This is a genomic window from Flavobacterium sp. 11 (assembly GCF_002754315.1).
GTDB lineage: Bacteria > Bacteroidota > Bacteroidia > Flavobacteriales > Flavobacteriaceae > Flavobacterium > Flavobacterium algoritolerans.
The window spans coordinates 2,388,010-2,401,027 of sequence record NZ_PEFE01000001.1 but is presented as its reverse complement, the minus strand read 5'-3'; the positions used below and the strand labels follow the sequence as shown (position 1 = coordinate 2,401,027).

11 protein-coding genes are annotated in these 13,018 nt (G+C 36.8%); 10 read left to right on the top strand and 1 reads right to left on the bottom strand.

Annotated features, from left to right (window positions below):
- The 9 genes from CLV00_RS10410 to argH all read left to right on the top strand — a co-directional run bounded on the left by CLV00_RS10410 (nucleotide 1) and on the right by argH (nucleotide 9,764).
- Nucleotides 1–1,194, top strand: coding sequence for an argininosuccinate synthase (locus CLV00_RS10410; RefSeq protein WP_039110645.1), 1,194 nt, complete (start codon nucleotides 1–3; stop codon nucleotides 1,192–1,194).
- Nucleotides 1,187–2,164 (top strand): N-acetyl-gamma-glutamyl-phosphate reductase, encoded by a 978-nt coding sequence (argC, locus tag CLV00_RS10405; protein WP_099715141.1) that lies wholly within the window; start codon nucleotides 1,187–1,189, stop codon nucleotides 2,162–2,164. The genes CLV00_RS10410 and argC overlap by 8 nt, the downstream gene beginning before the upstream one ends.
- A gap of 82 nt (nucleotides 2,165–2,246) precedes the next feature.
- On the top strand, nucleotides 2,247–3,383 hold the full coding sequence (locus tag CLV00_RS10400; protein ID WP_099715140.1) for an aspartate aminotransferase family protein: 1,137 nt from the start codon (nucleotides 2,247–2,249) through the stop codon (nucleotides 3,381–3,383).
- A gap of 88 nt (nucleotides 3,384–3,471) precedes the next feature.
- Nucleotides 3,472–4,668 carry a glutamate-5-semialdehyde dehydrogenase gene (locus CLV00_RS10395; RefSeq protein ID WP_099715139.1) on the top strand — a complete coding sequence of 399 codons (1,197 nt, stop codon included), beginning with the start codon at nucleotides 3,472–3,474 and terminating at the stop codon, nucleotides 4,666–4,668.
- 143 nt (nucleotides 4,669–4,811) lie between these two features.
- Entirely contained in the window at nucleotides 4,812–5,573 is a 762-nt protein-coding gene (gene proB / locus CLV00_RS10390) for a glutamate 5-kinase (RefSeq protein WP_099715138.1), read from the top strand.
- A gap of 69 nt (nucleotides 5,574–5,642) precedes the next feature.
- A complete protein-coding gene (locus tag CLV00_RS10385) occupies nucleotides 5,643–6,590 on the top strand; it encodes an N-acetylornithine carbamoyltransferase (protein ID WP_099715137.1) in 948 nt (315 codons plus the stop codon).
- Nucleotides 6,580–7,365: an acetylglutamate kinase gene (gene argB, locus CLV00_RS10380; RefSeq protein WP_099715136.1), complete on the top strand. Its 786-nt coding sequence runs from the start codon at nucleotides 6,580–6,582 to the stop codon at nucleotides 7,363–7,365. The genes CLV00_RS10385 and argB overlap by 11 nt, the downstream gene beginning before the upstream one ends.
- On the top strand, nucleotides 7,362–8,432 hold the full coding sequence (locus tag CLV00_RS10375; RefSeq protein WP_099715135.1) for a M20 family metallo-hydrolase: 1,071 nt from the start codon (nucleotides 7,362–7,364) through the stop codon (nucleotides 8,430–8,432). The genes argB and CLV00_RS10375 overlap by 4 nt, the downstream gene beginning before the upstream one ends.
- Before the next feature lie 51 nt (nucleotides 8,433–8,483).
- Nucleotides 8,484–9,764 carry an argininosuccinate lyase gene (argH, locus tag CLV00_RS10370; RefSeq protein WP_099715134.1) on the top strand — a complete coding sequence of 427 codons (1,281 nt, stop codon included), beginning with the start codon at nucleotides 8,484–8,486 and terminating at the stop codon, nucleotides 9,762–9,764.
- Nucleotides 9,765–9,850: 86 nt separating this feature from the next.
- Here the strand turns inward: argH and ytxJ are convergent, their stop codons facing one another.
- Nucleotides 9,851–10,240 (bottom strand): bacillithiol system redox-active protein YtxJ, encoded by a 390-nt coding sequence (gene ytxJ, locus CLV00_RS10365; RefSeq protein WP_099715133.1) that lies wholly within the window; start codon nucleotides 10,238–10,240, stop codon nucleotides 9,851–9,853.
- Nucleotides 10,241–10,384: 144 nt separating this feature from the next.
- Between ytxJ and clpB the strand changes: the two genes are divergently transcribed.
- On the top strand, nucleotides 10,385–12,988 hold the full coding sequence (gene clpB, locus CLV00_RS10360) for an ATP-dependent chaperone ClpB (protein WP_099715132.1): 2,604 nt from the start codon (nucleotides 10,385–10,387) through the stop codon (nucleotides 12,986–12,988).
- Nucleotides 12,989–13,018 lie beyond the last annotated feature (30 nt).

Below are 13,018 nucleotides of genomic sequence, written 5' to 3'. Positions count from 1 at the left end.
ATGAAAAAAGTTGTATTAGCTTATAGTGGAGGATTAGATACCTCATATTGCCTGAAATATTTAAAAAACGAAAAAGGATATGAAGTTCATACCGTTCTTATAAATACTGGAGGATTTGACGAAGCTGAACTAGCCGCTATTGAAGAAAGAGCCTACGAATTAGGAAGTGCGCAACATGCAAATCTTACAATTGTAGATAAATATTATGATAAAGCCATTAAATATTTGATTTATGGAAATGTATTAAAAAATAATACTTATCCATTATCCGTAAGTGCAGAACGTGTTTTTCAAGCTATCGAAGCGATTAAATATGCAAAATCTGTTGGTGCAGAAGCAATCGCCCACGGAAGTACCGGTGCAGGAAATGACCAAATTCGTTTTGATTTAATTTTTCAAACCATTGCTCCCGAAATTGAAATCATCACTCCTATTCGTGATTTAAAATTATCAAGACAGGAAGAAGTTGATTATTTATCTAAAAACGGAGTTCATTATTCTTGGGAAAAAGCACAATATTCCATTAATAAAGGATTGTGGGGAACAAGCGTAGGCGGAAAAGAAACATTGACCTCAAATCAAACTTTACCAAGTGAAGCATATCCTTCTCAATTGCAAAAAACTGGTGAAGAGAAAGTAACACTACAATTTGAAAAAGGACAATTAGTAGGCATCAACGGGACATTGGACACACCAACAAAAAATATTGTTGCTCTTGAAAAATTAGCCAGCGCGTATGCAATTGGTAGAGATATTCACGTTGGCGACACTATAATCGGAATTAAAGGAAGAGTTGGTTTTGAAGCCGCTGCGCCTTTAATCATCATCAAAGCACACCATTTATTAGAGAAACATACGCTGGGTAAATGGCAACAATACTGGAAAGAACAACTAGGAAACTGGTACGGAATGTTGTTTCATGAAGGACAATTTCTAGATCCTGTAATGAGAAACATCGAGGCTTTCCTAGAAGATACTCAAACGACTGTAAACGGAACGGTTATCGTTTCGCTAAAACCATATCACTTTACATTGGACGGAATTGAATCTGAAAATGATTTAATGAATACCGGTTTTGGACAATATGGAGAAATGAACAACGCTTGGACATCTGACGATGCTAAAGGATTTATCAAAATTCTTGGGAATGCCCAAAACATATTTTCATCTGTAAACAAACTGACACATGATTAATATCGGAATAATTGGCGGTTCAGGTTACACTGCGGGAGAACTCATCAGAATATTGATGTTTCATCCCAATGCTACACTTGATTTTGTTTACAGCACGACAAACGCTGGAAAACCACTTTCGGTGGCGCATCATGATTTGATGGGCGATATCGAAATGAATTTTACCGATACTGTAAATCCAAATGTGAATGTTGTTTTCTTGTGTTTAGGTCATGGTAAATCAAAATCATTTTTAGAGCAAAATCAATTTGCAAGCCATACCAAAATCATCGATTTAGGAAATGATTTTAGATTGACAAAAGACAAAGAGTTTGACAGTAAAACTTTCGTTTACGGCTTGCCTGAATTGAATAAAGCAGTTATCAAAAACGCTCAGTTTATCGCAAATCCAGGTTGTTTTGCAACAGCGATTCAATTAGCATTATTGCCATTGGCCAAAAACGAAATGCTTACGACTGACGTTCATATCAATGCCACAACGGGAAGTACAGGAGCCGGAGTTACACCTTCGGAAACGACGCATTTTAGCTGGAGATCGAACAATATGTCGCATTACAAAGCTTTTGAACACCAACATTTGGGAGAAATAAACCAAAGTGTCAACCAATTGCAAGCGGATTATACAAACGAATTGATTTTTGTACCCAACAGAGGGGATTTTGCAAGAGGGATTTTTGCAACATTATACACAACAATCGAAGAAAACTTGGAAGATGTAGTAGCTAAATATGAGGCTTTTTACAAAGACCAACCTTTCGTAACGGTTACGACAACCGGAATCAATATGAAGCAAGTGGTACAAACTAACAAGTGTATTATTAGTTTAATGAAAAAAGGAAACCGGCTATTGATTACTTCAGTAATTGATAATTTAACAAAAGGAGCCTCAGGACAAGCCATTCAAAACATGAATTTAATGTTTGGATTGGATGAAACCACGGGATTGCATTTGAAACCATCTGGATTCTAAAAATTTGTTTCAAGTTTAAAGTTTAAGGTTGCACACGTAACTTGAAACTTGAAACCTTAAACCATTTAAACAAAAAAAGAAAATGAACTTATTTGACGTTTACCCATTATACAACATCACTCCTGTAAAAGCACTGGATTGTACTATTACAGATGAAAAAGGAGTAGAATATTTAGATTTATATGGTGGTCATGGAGTAATTTCCATTGGACATACCCAACCGGATTATGTAGCCAAACTAAAAAATCAATTGGATAATATTGGTTTTTATTCGAATGCGATTCAGAATCCATTACAAGTAGAACTGGCAGAAAAATTAGGAAAACTTTCCGGATTGGAAGACTATACTTTATTCTTGTGCAGTTCTGGAGCTGAAGCCAATGAAAACGCTTTGAAACTAGCCTCTTTTCACAACAATAAATCTCGTGTAATTGCTTTTGATAATTCCTTTCACGGAAGAACTTCGGCGGCAGTTGCGGTTACTGATAACAAAAAAATTGTTGCGCCAATCAATGCGCAACAAATCGTTACTTTTTTACCATTGAATAATATCGAGTTGGTAGAAAACGAACTAAAAAAAGGAGATGTTTCTTCTGTTATTATTGAAGGAATTCAAGGAGTTGGCGGTTTAGACCAAGGTACAACTGAATTTTTTCAGGCATTAGAAAAAATATGCGCGGCATACGATGCCGTTTTGATTTTGGACGAAGTGCAATCCGGATACGGAAGAAGCGGAAAGTTTTTTGCACACCAACATCATGACATCAAAGCCGATATTATTTGTTTGGCGAAAGGAATGGGTAACGGATTTCCTATTGGCGGAATCTTGATTTCGCCAAAGTTCACAGCGAGTTATGGATTATTGGGAACTACTTTTGGAGGAAACCATTTAGCTTGTGCAGCTGGAATAGCTGTTTTGGACGTAATTGAAAGCCAAAAATTAATGGATAACGTAAATGACGTTTACGCCTATTTTTTAGAAGCAATCAAACAAGTTCCTGAAGTTCTCCAAGTAAAAGGCAGAGGATTAATGCTAGGTGTAGAATTTGATTTTGACGTAAGTACACTTCGTAAAAAAATGATTATCGACAAACATATTTTTACAGGAAATGCTAATAATAAAAACTTATTAAGAATCCTTCCTCCATTGACAATCAAGAAGGAAGCAATCGACACCTTTATTATAGCTTTAAAAGAAACATTGGCAGAATTGAAATGATTTTTTAAACATATAAGTCATATAAGCACTTAAACTTGTGACTTATCTGTTTAGATTTTTTTTTCTAAAATAGTAAAACCAAAAACTAATGAACCACTTATTACCAATAGAAAAGCGAAACGCAGTTTTAAGTCGCATGGCCGAACTTCTTGAAGAAGAAAGAGCTAACCTTAAAACGGTTAATCAACAGGATATCAATAATTATTCTGGGGATGACTTGGCCATGGAAAAGCGTTTATTGGTTGATGATACCAAAATTGACGGCATGATTTTGTCCATGCAACAATTAGCCAGTCAAGAAGATCCTATTGGTGTGGAGCGTTTTAATTTCGACCATGAAAACGGAATGAAGATCATCAATAAAACAGCAGCTTTTGGAACCATAATGATTATTTATGAATCCAGACCTGATGTTACTGTTGAAGCAGGCGGAATCGCCTTTAAATCCGGAAATAAAATTCTATTGAAAGGCGGAAAAGAATCGATACTATCCAACTTAAAAATTGTGGAATTGTGGCATCAAGCCTTAAAAGAAAACAATGTTGCTACAGAATGGGTGGAATACTTGAATTACAATCGAGAAGAAACTCAGGAATTTTTAGAGAAACCAACACAAAAAGTGGACTTAATCGTTCCTCGTGGTGGTGAGAAATTGATTGCTTTTGTAAAAAAACACGCCACTTGCCCAGTGATTATAAGTGGCCGAGGAAATAATTTTGTATATGTAAATAAGGAAGCTAATTTAGATCAAGCACTTGCTATTATTATTAACGGAAAGACCTCAAATATATCTGTTTGCAATGCTTTAGATAAAGTTTTAATTGATACAAATCTTGACAATTGGAAAGCTTTTGCAAAGAAAATAATTACCGAATTACAACAAAGAAACGTAACCGTTTTAGGAGATGAAACAATTTCCAGAGCAACAAATGTTCCTCAGATTGAATCTGATTTAATTTGGTACGAAGAGTTTTTAGATTATAAAATTGTTATTGGAACAACCAACTCGGATCAAGAAGCGATTGACAAAATAAATAAATATTGTGGCGGACATTCCGCTTCGATAATCACAAAGAATGATGCAATTGCTCAGGAATTCATGGAAAACGTGGATACGGCAGCTGTTTATCAAAACGCCTCTACCCGATTCACTGATGGAGGACAATTTGGTTTAGGTGGCGAATTGGCGATAAGCACAGACAAATTACACCAACGTGGGCCAATTGGGCTGCAACATTTAGTTACTAATAAGTGGTATATTTACGGAAATGGACAAATCCGATAAAAAGATTTTTGATTGAAGATTATCGATTTATGATTGCAGATTGAAAAAGTAAGAATTCAGAATATTAACACAACAATTTGCGAACTTTGCGTTTGTCAACGTTTAGTTTAAAAATTAACTTTGCGCACTTTGCGGTTAAAAAAATGGCTAAAAAAAGAATTTTATTAAAGTTAGGAAGCAATACGTTAACCAAAGAAACCAATCACATTTCGAGAGGAAAGATTGAAGATATTGGGATGCAAATAGCCGCTTTACAAGACGATTACGAGTTCATCATTGTAAGCTCTGGTGCGATTGCTGCGGCCAAACAATTTGTAAAACTGGAAAATCAAGACAAAGATGTTTTTGTAAAACAAGCATTGGCTTCTATTGGCCAGCCTCATTTAATGCGGATTTATCATGAAAACTTCAGCGATTTAGGATTGCTGATTTCGCAGTGTTTGCTTTCTTATTCTGATTTCGAAAAAGAACAATCCAAAGTAAATATCGTGAACACCATCAATGTGTTGGTCAAAAATAATTACATTCCGATTATCAATGAAAATGATACGGTGGCTACGGATGAGATTCGGTTTGGCGATAATGATAAATTAGCCGCTTTAACGGCCGTTCTATTAAATGTTGACATTCTAATTATCGCCACCAATACGAACGGGATTTACACCAAAGCATCCATTAATGATGCCGTTCCTGAAACGATTTCTCTAGTAACCGATTTGAAAGTATTGGAAAAAGAGATTGGTGATTCTAAATCCTCGCACGGAACCGGCGGAATGCAATCTAAAATAGAAGCCTCGGCAATTGCCAAAGACGCCACTATCGAAACTTGGATTGTCAATGGATTAGAAGACAATTTTATTTTGAAAGCTTTAAAAAACGAAATACCTTTTACTAAAATTCTATAAAATGTTGATACGGTTAATCGTTAATTCGGTTAATCGATTAAACAAATAACCGATTAAACAAATAAGACAATGAACTACATCTCCATACAAAACATAGATTCACTCGAAAAATGGGTGAAACAAGCCTTGAAAATCAAGAAAAAACCACTTAAAAACAAAAAACTGGGTAAAAATAAAACCCTGGGAATGTTGTTTTTTAATTCCAGTTTGAGAACCCGCTTGAGTACACAAAAAGCCGCTCTTAATTTAGGTATGAACGTCATGGTAATGAATTTCACCAGTGAAGGCTGGACGCTTGAATTTGAAGACGGAGCCATCATGAACTCTGGTGCTTCGGAACATATTAAAGAAGCTGCTGCGGTAGTTTCTCAATATTGCGATATTGTTGCTATCAGAGCTTTTGCCGGATTGGTAGACAAAGAAAAAGACAATGCCGAAATCGTACTTTCCGGGTTCCTAAAATATGCCACAGTGCCTGTTGTCAATATGGAAAGCGCTACGGGACATCCGTTACAATCGCTCGCAGATGCGATAACTATGGCGGAATACAAAACAGAACACAAGCCAAAAGTAGTTTTGACTTGGGCGCCACACCCTAAAGCGTTACCTCAAGCAGTTGCCAATTCTTTCGTGCAAATGATGCAGTTACAAGATGCAGACTTTGTAATTACACACCCTGAAGGCTACGAATTGAATCCTGAAATCACGAAAGATTCCAAGATTGAATACGACCAAGACAAAGCTTTTGAAAATGCCGATTTTATCTATGCAAAAAACTGGAGCAATTATAACGAGTATGGTCAGATTACAAATTCCGACCCAAATTGGACAGTAACTGCCGATAAAATGAAACTAACCAACAATGCTAAATTCATGCACTGTTTGCCGGTAAGACGTAACGTAATTGTTACTGATGAAGTGATTGACAGCGAAAATTCAATTGTTATTGAGCAAGCCAACAATAGAACCTACGCCGCACAATTAGTGTTGCAAAAAATATTGGAAAATGGAAAATAAAAAACCGGTAACGCTAATAAAAATTGGTGGAAACATTATTGATGATCCAACGGAATTAAAACAATTTTTGTCTGATTTTTCTAAGATCGAAGGCTATAAAATACTTGTTCATGGCGGTGGAAAATCAGCTACCAAAATGGCCGAAAGTATTGGCTTGGTTCCTCAAATGATTGATGGAAGACGCGTCACCGATGCCGCTATGCTTGATGTAGTTGTGATGATTTATGCAGGTCAAATAAACAAAAATATTGTGGCTCAATTACAAGCAAATTCGACCAATGCAATGGGTTTTTCCGGGACTGATGGAAATTTAATTCAATCCGATAAAAGAAACCACCCAACAATCAATTATGGTTTTGTTGGCGATGTCAAAAAAGTGAACACACAATTATTGGAAACATTGCTTTCAAACGGTATCGTTCCTGTATTTTGTGCGATTACGCACGATGGAAAAGGACAATTATTAAACACGAATGCGGACACTATCGCCAGCGAATTAGCGATTGCTTTATCGGAAGTTTTTGATGTCACTCTGAATTATTGTTTCGAAAAACCAGGCGTTTTATATGATGCCGAAGACGATTCTTCTGTAATTGAAAACATCAATCAAGAATTATATTCCAAATTAAAAGTCGAAAAAGCCATACATTCCGGTATGATTCCTAAATTGGACAACTGTTTCAACAGTTTATCTAAAGGAGTTCAAAAAATAAAAATTGGTCATCACCGCATGTTACAAGATAAAACGGCGTTGTACACTACAATTACACTATGAAGAGTATAGAAATCCTTACACAAGAAGCCATTGTGCTATTAAAGTCGCTGATTGAAACGCCTTCCTTTTCAAGTGAAGAAGACCAAACAGCACTTTTAATCGAAAATTGGTTTACACAAAATAACATCCCTTTCGAAAGAGAGAATAATAATATTTGGGCTTTCAATAAACATTTTGATAAAGCCAAACCAACACTTTTACTGAATTCGCACCACGATACCGTAAAACCCAATCAAGGCTATACCAACAATCCATTTGAAGCCATCGTCAAAGACGGTAAATTATTTGGACTAGGAAGCAATGATGCGGGAGGTTGTTTGGTTTCGCTTTTAGCCACTTTTGTCTATTTTTATTCGAATGAAAATCTACCTTACAATATTGTGATGGTCGCTTCAGCCGAAGAAGAAAGCAGCGGAAAAAATGGATTAAACAGCGTATTGAAACATTTACCGGAATTGGAATGTGCCATTGTTGGAGAACCTACTTTGATGCAATTGGCTGTGGCCGAAAAAGGTTTATTGGTACTTGATGTCATCGTAAAAGGTACCGCCAGTCACGCCGCCCACAACAATCCGGACAATCCTATTTACAATGCGATACCCGTTATTGAATGGTTTAAAACCTATCAATTCGATAAAATATCGGAGGTTTTAGGTCCCGTAAAAATGACGGTAACACAAATCTCAGCCGGAAAACAACACAATGTAGTTCCTGCGGAATGTCATTTGGTTGTCGATATCAGGGTGAATGATTGTTACAGTAATCAAGAAATTTTAGATACCGTGAGAAAGCATTTAACTGCAGAAGTCAATCCGCGTTCGATGCATTTAAACGCATCTTCAATTCCTGTTGCACACGGATTAGTGCAAGCCGGAATTGCCCTGGGAAGAACCACGTATGGCTCGCCTACCCTTTCGGACCAATCGGTTTTGAGCTGTCAATCCTTGAAATTAGGACCTGGAGAAACCCTGCGGTCACACTCTGCAGACGAATTTATATTTATAAACGAAATAGAAGAAGGAATTCAATTGTATATCAAAATACTTTCAGACTTCTTAGATTTTTAGACTCCTTAGAAGTCTAAAAATCTAATTGTCTAAAAATCTAAAAATCTAATTATGAAACTTTGGGAAAAAGGAATACCAACCGATAAGCAAATCGAACATTTCACCGTTGGAAACGACAGAGAACTGGACTTAGTTCTGGCCAAATATGATGCTTTAGGTTCTATCGCACATGCAAAAATGCTGGAACAAATCGGGCTTTTAACGGACTCCGAAACCGTTTCATTGGTTTTGGCTTTAGAAGAAATAATAAAAGATGCTGAAAACGGAAAATTCGAAATCGAAGACAGTTTTGAAGACGTACATTCCAAAATCGAATATTTACTGACCGTAAAACTGGGAGACGCCGGAAAAAAAATTCATACCGCCCGTTCTCGTAACGACCAAGTTTTGGTAGACGTTAATTTATATCTGAAAGATGTCGTTAAAGAACTGAAAGAACAAGTAAAAAGCCTTTTTGATTTGCTAATGGAATCAGCTGAAAAACACCAAAATGTATTGTTGCCAGGATATACGCACCTTCAAATTGCTATGCCTTCTTCTTTTGGGATGTGGTTTTCCGCTTACGCTGAAACATTAATCGATGATATTACAATGTTGAATGCTGCTTTGAAAATTGTAGACCAAAACCCATTAGGCTCAGCTGCAGGTTACGGAAGTTCATTTCCTATCAACAGAACATTCACGACACAGGAATTAGGTTTTGAAACTTTAAAATTCAATTCGGTTGCCGCACAAATGAGCCGTGGAAAATCAGAAAAAACAGTGGCTTTTGCAATGAGCAGTGTGGCTGCAACTTTGGCTAAATTCTCGATGGATGTTTGTTTGTACATGAGCCAGAATTTTGATTTCATCACTTTGCCTTCGCATCTTACAACAGGTTCGAGCATTATGCCACATAAGAAAAACCCAGATGTTTTTGAATTAATTCGTGGAAAATGCAACAAAATTCAAGCGTTACCGTACGAAATCACTTTAATTACAAATAATCTTCCAAGTGGCTATCACAGGGATTTGCAATTATTAAAAGAAGGATTGTTTCCAGCGATTCAAAACCTAAAAGCCTGTTTGGATATCGCAATTTTTGCTATCAAGGACATTAAAGTAAAAGAACATATCTTAGACGATAAAAAATACGACTATTTGTTTACGGTAGATTCCTTAAACGAAATGGTGGTTGCAGGAATGCCTTTTAGAGATGCCTATAAAGCCGTTGCTGAGCAATTAGAAAATGGCACTTTTCAATCTCCAAAAGAAACCAAGCATACGCATGAAGGAAGTATCAACAACCTTTGTTTGGATGCCATAAAAAAGAAAATGGACGATTCTTATTAATTCAGGACCAAAATAATTGTTACAAAAAAAATCCATCAGCCGCGGCTGATGGATTTTTTTATATTCCAAATTTAAACCGTTGGTTCTTATACCTTTTTACTTAATTCTTCCGCATCAATATCACTATGCGAAACATTATAAATGGCTTTTCCTTCTTTAATTAAAATCAATTGCGGGGATTGATGCGTTACTCCAAATTGATCCGCAATGGCATTAGAAATAGCTCTATATGCTATTAAATCTAAAAAATAAGGCGTAACTTTATCTGAGCTATCAAACTCATTTTCAAACTGTTTCAGTGCCATCCTACTTACACTGCATCGTGTACTGTGTTTAAAAATTGCTACTGGTTTTTCATTCGAAATAGCAATAATCTCATTCAGTTGCCCTAAATCGGTTAGTTCATTCCAATTGATTTTATTTTCATTTAAATCCTTGTCGTCTGAACTATTGAACATATTTTTAAAAAAACTCATAATTGTCTTATTTTAAGACATTTTGACTTTAAAATATGATAAAAATCATGAAATTTCTGTCAATTTGTCGGTAATATTGTATTGGAATATAAATTGAATATTGATTCGCAAAGTTAGTCAAATAACCACAAAACAAATAACATCATGAACATAAATAAATTTACAATCAAATCCCAGGAAGCCATCCAGCTTTCCCAACAATTGGCGCAAAGCCATGGGCAACAACAAATAGAAAACGAACATATTTTTAAGGCGATTTTTGAAGTAGATGAAAATGTGGCTCCTTTTCTGCTTAAAAAACTCAACGTAAATGTGAGTTTATTGGAACAAATAATAGACAGCACGATACAAAGCTTCCCGAAAGTTTCCGGTGGTGAAATTATGCTTTCCAGAACTGCAAATTCAACGCTGAACGAAGCCGAGATTATTGCAAAAAAAATGAATGATGAATTCGTTTCTGTGGAGCATTTAATTTTAGCCATATTTGGTTCTAAAAGTAAAGTCGCCCAAATCCTAAAAGACCAAGGCGTTACCGAAAAAGGACTAAAAGCAGCAATTGATGAATTGAGAAAAGGAGAACGTGTAACTTCGGCATCTGCTGAGGAAACCTATAATTCTTTAAATAAATACGCCAAAAACCTCAACGAATTAGCCCGTACCGGGAAACTCGATCCTGTTATTGGACGTGATGAGGAAATTCGTCGTGTGTTACAAATTCTAACCCGTAGAACCAAAAACAACCCCATGTTGGTTGGTGAACCCGGAGTGGGAAAAACTGCTATTGCGGAAGGATTAGCACACCGAATTGTTGACGGAGACGTTCCTGAAAATCTGAAAGATAAAATCGTGTATTCCCTTGATATGGGAGCGCTTATTGCCGGTGCCAAATACAAAGGCGAATTTGAAGAACGATTAAAATCAGTAGTTAAAGAAGTGACTTCTGCCGAAGGTGATATTGTTTTATTCATTGACGAAATCCATACGCTTGTGGGAGCTGGCGGTGGTGAAGGCGCAATGGATGCAGCAAATATTCTAAAACCGGCGTTGGCTCGTGGCGAACTTCGCGCTATCGGGGCAACCACATTGGACGAATACCAAAAATATTTTGAAAAGGATAAAGCACTAGAAAGACGTTTCCAAAAAATAATGGTCGAAGAACCGGATACCGAAAGTGCTATTTCGATTTTGCGTGGAATCAAGGAGAAATACGAGACACACCATAAAGTCCAAATCAAAGACGACGCTATTATTGCCGCTGTCGAATTATCGCAACGCTATATTACGAATCGTTTTCTTCCGGATAAAGCGATTGATTTAATGGATGAAGCCGCTTCCAAACTACGTATGGAAATCAATTCAAAACCCGAAGAACTGGATGTTTTGGATCGAAAAATAATGCAGTTGGAAATTGAAATTGAAGCCATTAAACGAGAAAAAGACGAAAGCAAACTTAAAATTCTGGGAATGGATTTGGCTAATCTCAAAGAAGATCGCAACGAAATTTACGCCAAATGGAAATCAGAGAAAGATGTAGTCGATAACATTCAAACGGTAAAAACGGAGATTGAAGACTTCAAATACGAAGCAGAACGTGCCGAACGTGATGGTGATTATGGAAAAGTAGCCGAAATTCGTTACGGTAAAATTAAGGAAGCCCAAGAACGTTTAGCTATTTTACTGAAGGAATTACAAGAAAACCAATCGGGAACTTCGTTGATAAAAGAAGAAGTTACCCGCGAAGATATTGCCGAAGTCGTGGCCAAATGGACTGGAATTCCAGTGATGAAAATGCTTCAGGGCGAACGAGAAAAATTATTGAAATTGGAAGATGAATTGCATCACAGAGTGGTAGGACAAGAAGAAGCGATTCAAGCGGTGAGTGATGCCGTTCGTAGAAGCCGTGCCGGATTGCAGGATATGAAAAAACCGGTGGGAACCTTTCTTTTCCTTGGTACAACGGGAGTTGGAAAAACGGAATTGGCGAAAGCCTTAGCGGAATACCTGTTTGACGATGAAAATGCAATGACTCGTATTGACATGAGCGAATACCAAGAACGCCACAGCGTAAGCCGTTTGGTGGGTGCGCCTCCAGGATATGTGGGTTATGATGAAGGCGGACAATTGACCGAAGCCGTTCGTAGAAAACCGTATTCCGTAATCTTATTGGATGAGATTGAAAAAGCGCATCCGGACACGTTTAATATCTTGCTACAAGTTTTGGACGAAGGACGTTTGACAGATAACAAAGGACGTTTGGCTGATTTTAAAAACACGATTATCATCATGACTTCTAATATGGGAAGCCAGATTATTCAAGAGAAATTCGAAAACCTGAAAGGAAGCGTGGAAGCTGCAACTGAATTGGCTAAAGTCGAAGTTCTTGGGCTGTTAAAACAAACGGTGCGTCCGGAATTCATCAATCGTATTGACGAAATCGTAATGTTCACGCCATTAACCAATGAAAATATTGCTCAAATCGTAGGGTTACAACTGAAAAGTGTTACTAAAATGCTGGCACAACAAGGCATCACTATGGACGCTACTCCGGAAGCTATTGCCTATTTATCTGAGAAAGGATACGATCCGCAATTTGGAGCGAGACCAGTTAAAAGAGTGATTCAACGAGACGTTCTCAATGAATTATCCAAAGAAATTCTATCCGGAAAAATAACAACAGACAGCATTGTTTTGATCGATGCTTTTGATGGAAAACTGGTTTTTAGAAATCAAACCGAGTTAGTTTCCTAAGAATCTAGAACATTTAAACTTATGAAAACA

Coding starts and splice junctions, on each gene's coding strand:
- proB (WP_099715138.1), top strand. CDS start 4,812: ATGGCTAAAAAAAGAATTTTATTAAAGTTAGGAAGCAATACGTTAACC.
- argH (WP_099715134.1), top strand. CDS start 8,484: ATGAAACTTTGGGAAAAAGGAATACCAACCGATAAGCAAATCGAACAT.
- CLV00_RS10395 (WP_099715139.1), top strand. CDS start 3,472: ATGAACCACTTATTACCAATAGAAAAGCGAAACGCAGTTTTAAGTCGC.
- CLV00_RS10375 (WP_099715135.1), top strand. CDS start 7,362: ATGAAGAGTATAGAAATCCTTACACAAGAAGCCATTGTGCTATTAAAG.
- argB (WP_099715136.1), top strand. CDS start 6,580: ATGGAAAATAAAAAACCGGTAACGCTAATAAAAATTGGTGGAAACATT.
- argC (WP_099715141.1), top strand. CDS start 1,187: ATGATTAATATCGGAATAATTGGCGGTTCAGGTTACACTGCGGGAGAA.
- clpB (WP_099715132.1), top strand. CDS start 10,385: ATGAACATAAATAAATTTACAATCAAATCCCAGGAAGCCATCCAGCTT.
- CLV00_RS10400 (WP_099715140.1), top strand. CDS start 2,247: ATGAACTTATTTGACGTTTACCCATTATACAACATCACTCCTGTAAAA.
- ytxJ (WP_099715133.1), bottom strand. CDS start 10,240: ATGAGTTTTTTTAAAAATATGTTCAATAGTTCAGACGACAAGGATTTA.
- CLV00_RS10385 (WP_099715137.1), top strand. CDS start 5,643: ATGAACTACATCTCCATACAAAACATAGATTCACTCGAAAAATGGGTG.
- CLV00_RS10410 (WP_039110645.1), top strand. CDS start 1: ATGAAAAAAGTTGTATTAGCTTATAGTGGAGGATTAGATACCTCATAT.